Here is a 3,639-nt window from a genome sequence, read left to right as displayed (position 1 = left end):
CTCATCGATCTTCAGTAAAACAAGGGAACTTCGCATGCTTCGACATCGCCTCAGCCGCCTCTTGCCCATCGCCACAACCTTGGCGGCTTTCGCAACGCCCGCTCTCGCGCAGGACTTGTCGCCGATCCAGACCATGCTGGAAACCGTCGAGGCCGCGCTGACCGGTCCCATCGGGATCGCGGTCGCCACGCTCGCAGTCATCGGCACCGGTTTCATGTGCATGATGGGACGGCTGAACTGGGGTTGGTTCGCCTCGGTCATCATCGGGATCGTGCTGATCTTCTCGGCTGGCACCATCGTCGACGGATTCTCCTGATGAACCGGAAAGCACTGTGCCTCTCCCGCAAAACGGAATCCTGCGGTCAACTCGAACGCGTTGTGCTTCGCAAACGCTGCCTCGAGTTGCCCTCCGGATGCCCGTCTCTTGCTGAGCGGGAAGGTCACTAGATGGCAGAACGATCCCCCCTCTTTCTGGGCCTCGCCCGTCCGCCCAAGTATCTGGGTCTCCCTGTCGGATACCTGGTGGTCCTGGCGACAGGGGTCGTTCTGCCGTTCATCTGGACAAAGTCGATGGTGTTTTTTCTGATCGGGATTGTCGCCTATCCGATTCTCTGGTTCGTCGCCGATCGTGAGCCGCATTTCTTCGAGGTGCTGCGCGTCTCCTACGGCGCGGTGCGCCCGACGAAGAACCGGGCCCTGCATGGAGGCGACAGCTTTGGCGCTTGATGCAGGCACACTTTCCACTCACGGAACTGCCCTGCATCAAGCAGGCGGCGGGGAGTTCGCACGGGAGAGCTATCTCGCGGAGCACCTGCCGTATTTCGCGCTCGCGGATGAAGATGTCATGGTGCTGCGCGAGGGCGACCTCCTCGCCACCCTGCGCCTTGATGGTCTGAACCCGATGACCACTGAGGATGCCCGGCTCGACGCGCTCAAACGCGCAGTCGCTGCCATCGTCGCCCAGACCGGCAATGCCTTCGGTTTATACATACACCGGATCTCTGTGCCGCAGGATCTCGGGATGCGCCCCATCGAGGGCGACAGCTTCGCCGCCGCGATCGACGCGCGCTGGCAGGCCCATGTCAAAGACCTCCGCCCCGCCAAGCGCCAGCTCTATCTCAGCGTCATCCGGCGCCCCGATATCTCCGCGCGCATTCCGCTTCTGCGCGCGCTGGCCCGCAAGGCCTGGGTCAAGGACCGCGCGACGCGCCTGCAGGAACTGAACGAGGTCATGGGCTTCTTCGAGGTGGCGCTTGCCTCGGCCAATCCCGTGCGGCTCACGAAATCGGGCGGCGAGTGGCTGGGCTACCTCAATACGCTGAACGCAGGCAGCTTCTCCCCCATCGCCTTCGGACAAAGCGCCCTGCCCCTCTCGCATACCCTGAGCAACTGCCGCGCGACCTTTGATGGCGACGTTGTCACCCTGACCGACGCCGTGACCGGTCAGGTCAAATACGGCGCGCTCTTCTCGATGAAGACCTATCCGGCGCTGACAGATGTGACGCTGCTAGATGCGCTCGACCTGCCGCTCGACATTGTTCTGACGAACTCCTTCAGCCCGATCCCGAACAACATCATGGCCGAACGCATCCAGCGGATCATCCGCCAGATGCATGCCTCCGACGATGCCGCCGTCTCCCTGCGTGAGCAATTGGGCCAGGCTGCCGACGACCAGGAAGCTGGCCGCATCGCGTTTGGCGACCATCACCTCTCCATCGCCATCTATGCACCTGATCGCGACACGCTCGAACGCGCCGCCGCGCAGATCAAGCGCGTCGGCCAAGAGATTATGTCTGTCATCGTCCGCGAAAACATGGCGCTGAAAGCCACATACTTCGCGCAATCGCCCGGCAACTTCGGCTACCGGGCGCGGAAGACGCCGATCTCCTCGATCAACTTCGCGGATTTCGCGGCACTTCATGGCAGCGTCGAGGGCCGTGGGCCGGACCAGTCGCCTTGGGGCCAGACCATCTCTGTGCTTCCCACGGTCGGCACCTCGGGCTATCGCTTCAATTTCCACGAGGCGGGAGCCCCAAGCAAGGAACCGACCGTTGGCCATACGCTGGTTCTGGGGCGCACCGGCACAGGCAAGACGCTGACAACAGCCTTTCTCGCGGCGCAGGCGCAGCGGGTCGGCGCGCGGCTCTTTTTCTTCGACAAGGATCGCGGCCTCGAGATGGCCGTCCGTGCCCTTGGCGGCCGCTACAACGAAATCCGCGCCGGGGTACCCTCGGGCTTGAACCCCCTCGATACCGAAATCGATGAACGTGGCCGCGCCTGGCTCTCGGATTGGCTTGCGACACTTCTTTCCCGGGGCGGAACCCTCACGGGCGAGCAGTCACGACACATCCAAAGCGCGGTCTCGCAAAATGCCCATGCGGAAGGCTCGCTCCGGCGCTTCGCGAGTTTCGAGACCCTGTTCCAGTCGCTCGATGACGATGGCGAGCTGCAGTCCCGCGTCGCCGAATGGGCACCGGGCGGCCGCTACGGTTGGGTCTTCGACGAGCCGGAATACGGTGCCGGGCTTGAACTGGCCTCCGACATCATCGGTTTCGACATGACCGAGATCCTCGACATGACCACCGAGCGCATGGCGGTGCTCTCCTACATCTTCCGCCAGATCGAACGCGTGGTCGAAGACCGCCGTCCCACCATCATCGTGCTCGACGAGGCCTGGAAGCTCTTGGACGATCCGTATTTCGGGGCGCGGCTGGAAAATTGGCTGGTGACACTTCGGAAGATGAACTGCGTCGTGATCATGATGACGCAGTACCCGAGCCAGCTGCGCGACAGCCGCGTCGGTAAGACCATCGTCGAGACGGTCCCGACCCAGATCCTCTTCCCCAACGACCGCGCCACGATCTCGGATTACGACTTCCTGCGCGTGAACGCCAAAGAGGCAGCCCTTCTCGTGCAGCCGACCATCGGCCAGCGCATCGCCCTTGTGCGCTCGGCGGGCGACAGCGTCTTCGTCGATGCGGACCTCTCCGCACTTGGCAACCTCCTCCCCATCCTTGGCGGCGGTGCCACTGGAGAGGCCCGCGTGCCCGCCGATTGGCGCACCAATCCCGATTTCTGGAGACATGTACTATGAGTTCGAAACCCTTGCTCGCGCTTTGCGCCGCCGCGGGCCTTCTGTCGGCTTGCGAGAAATACACCGAGAAAACCTCGCCTTGCTTCGGACGCAATGGCGAGCCGCAGGTGACACGGTCCGCGTTTTCGGTCTCGACCATGGGCGCACCGGTTCAGGTGGCGGCCAAGCCTGACTGCACCTTCGAGCCCCTGCCCCGTCCGGAATGAGCCGCGCCGCAATCATATCCGCCGGGCTCTGCTTCGGCCTCAGCGGCCTGCCCGCGCATGCCCAGGGCGTGCCGACGCAGGACAATTCCGCCATTGGCCGCGCCATAGCGCGGGTGACGGCACTGGCCGAGGATCTGGGCGTACAGCAGGACAAGGATCGCACCGAGTCCACACTGGCGGATGTCCAGGCCGACCAGCTGCGCGTCCTCGAGGAGATGACCGCCGCGATCACTGGCCCCGGCTTCGATATCCGCGCCCTCGAAGGCAATGCGGATTTCGGGGTGGCGGCGGTCTATCCCAATACCGATCCAAGCCCGATGAACAGCCGCCTTTTCGGCG

General features: G+C 63.7%; 4 protein-coding genes and 1 pseudogene. All 5 read left to right on the top strand.

All coding sequences use genetic code 11. From position 1 onward, the window contains the following. The first annotated feature begins 34 nt into the window (after positions 1-34). Positions 35-316: a TrbC/VirB2 family protein gene (locus MRY75_RS14485; RefSeq protein WP_292308714.1), complete on the top strand. Its 282-nt coding sequence runs from the start codon at positions 35-37 to the stop codon at positions 314-316. Between the two features lie 131 nt (positions 317-447). Next, a complete protein-coding gene (locus MRY75_RS14480) occupies positions 448-726 on the top strand; it encodes a VirB3 family type IV secretion system protein (RefSeq protein ID WP_292308713.1) in 279 nt (92 codons plus the stop codon). Further along, entirely contained in the window at positions 701-3,094 is a 2,394-nt protein-coding gene (locus MRY75_RS14475; RefSeq protein ID WP_292308712.1) for a type IV secretion system protein B4, read from the top strand. The genes MRY75_RS14480 and MRY75_RS14475 overlap by 26 nt, the downstream gene beginning before the upstream one ends. Further along, complete coding sequence (locus tag MRY75_RS14470; protein ID WP_292308711.1) at positions 3,091-3,300, top strand: hypothetical protein; 210 nt, start codon at positions 3,091-3,093, stop codon at positions 3,298-3,300. Before MRY75_RS14475 ends, MRY75_RS14470 begins: the two co-directional genes overlap by 4 nt. Then, positions 3,297-3,639 (top strand): annotated as a pseudogene (locus MRY75_RS14465) (lytic transglycosylase domain-containing protein); the annotation flags it as partial. The gene MRY75_RS14470 and the pseudogene MRY75_RS14465, both read left to right, overlap by 4 nt.

The organism is Marivita sp. (assembly GCF_022763305.1).
In the GTDB taxonomy this organism is placed as follows: Bacteria; Pseudomonadota; Alphaproteobacteria; order Rhodobacterales; family Rhodobacteraceae; genus Marivita.
Note: the sequence above shows the minus strand (reverse complement) of the source record. Positions and strands in the feature narration are given on the sequence as shown.

Coding starts and splice junctions, on each gene's coding strand:
- MRY75_RS14480 (WP_292308713.1), top strand. CDS start 448: ATGGCAGAACGATCCCCCCTCTTTCTGGGCCTCGCCCGTCCGCCCAAG.
- MRY75_RS14475 (WP_292308712.1), top strand. CDS start 701: ATGGAGGCGACAGCTTTGGCGCTTGATGCAGGCACACTTTCCACTCAC.
- MRY75_RS14470 (WP_292308711.1), top strand. CDS start 3,091: ATGAGTTCGAAACCCTTGCTCGCGCTTTGCGCCGCCGCGGGCCTTCTG.
- MRY75_RS14485 (WP_292308714.1), top strand. CDS start 35: ATGCTTCGACATCGCCTCAGCCGCCTCTTGCCCATCGCCACAACCTTG.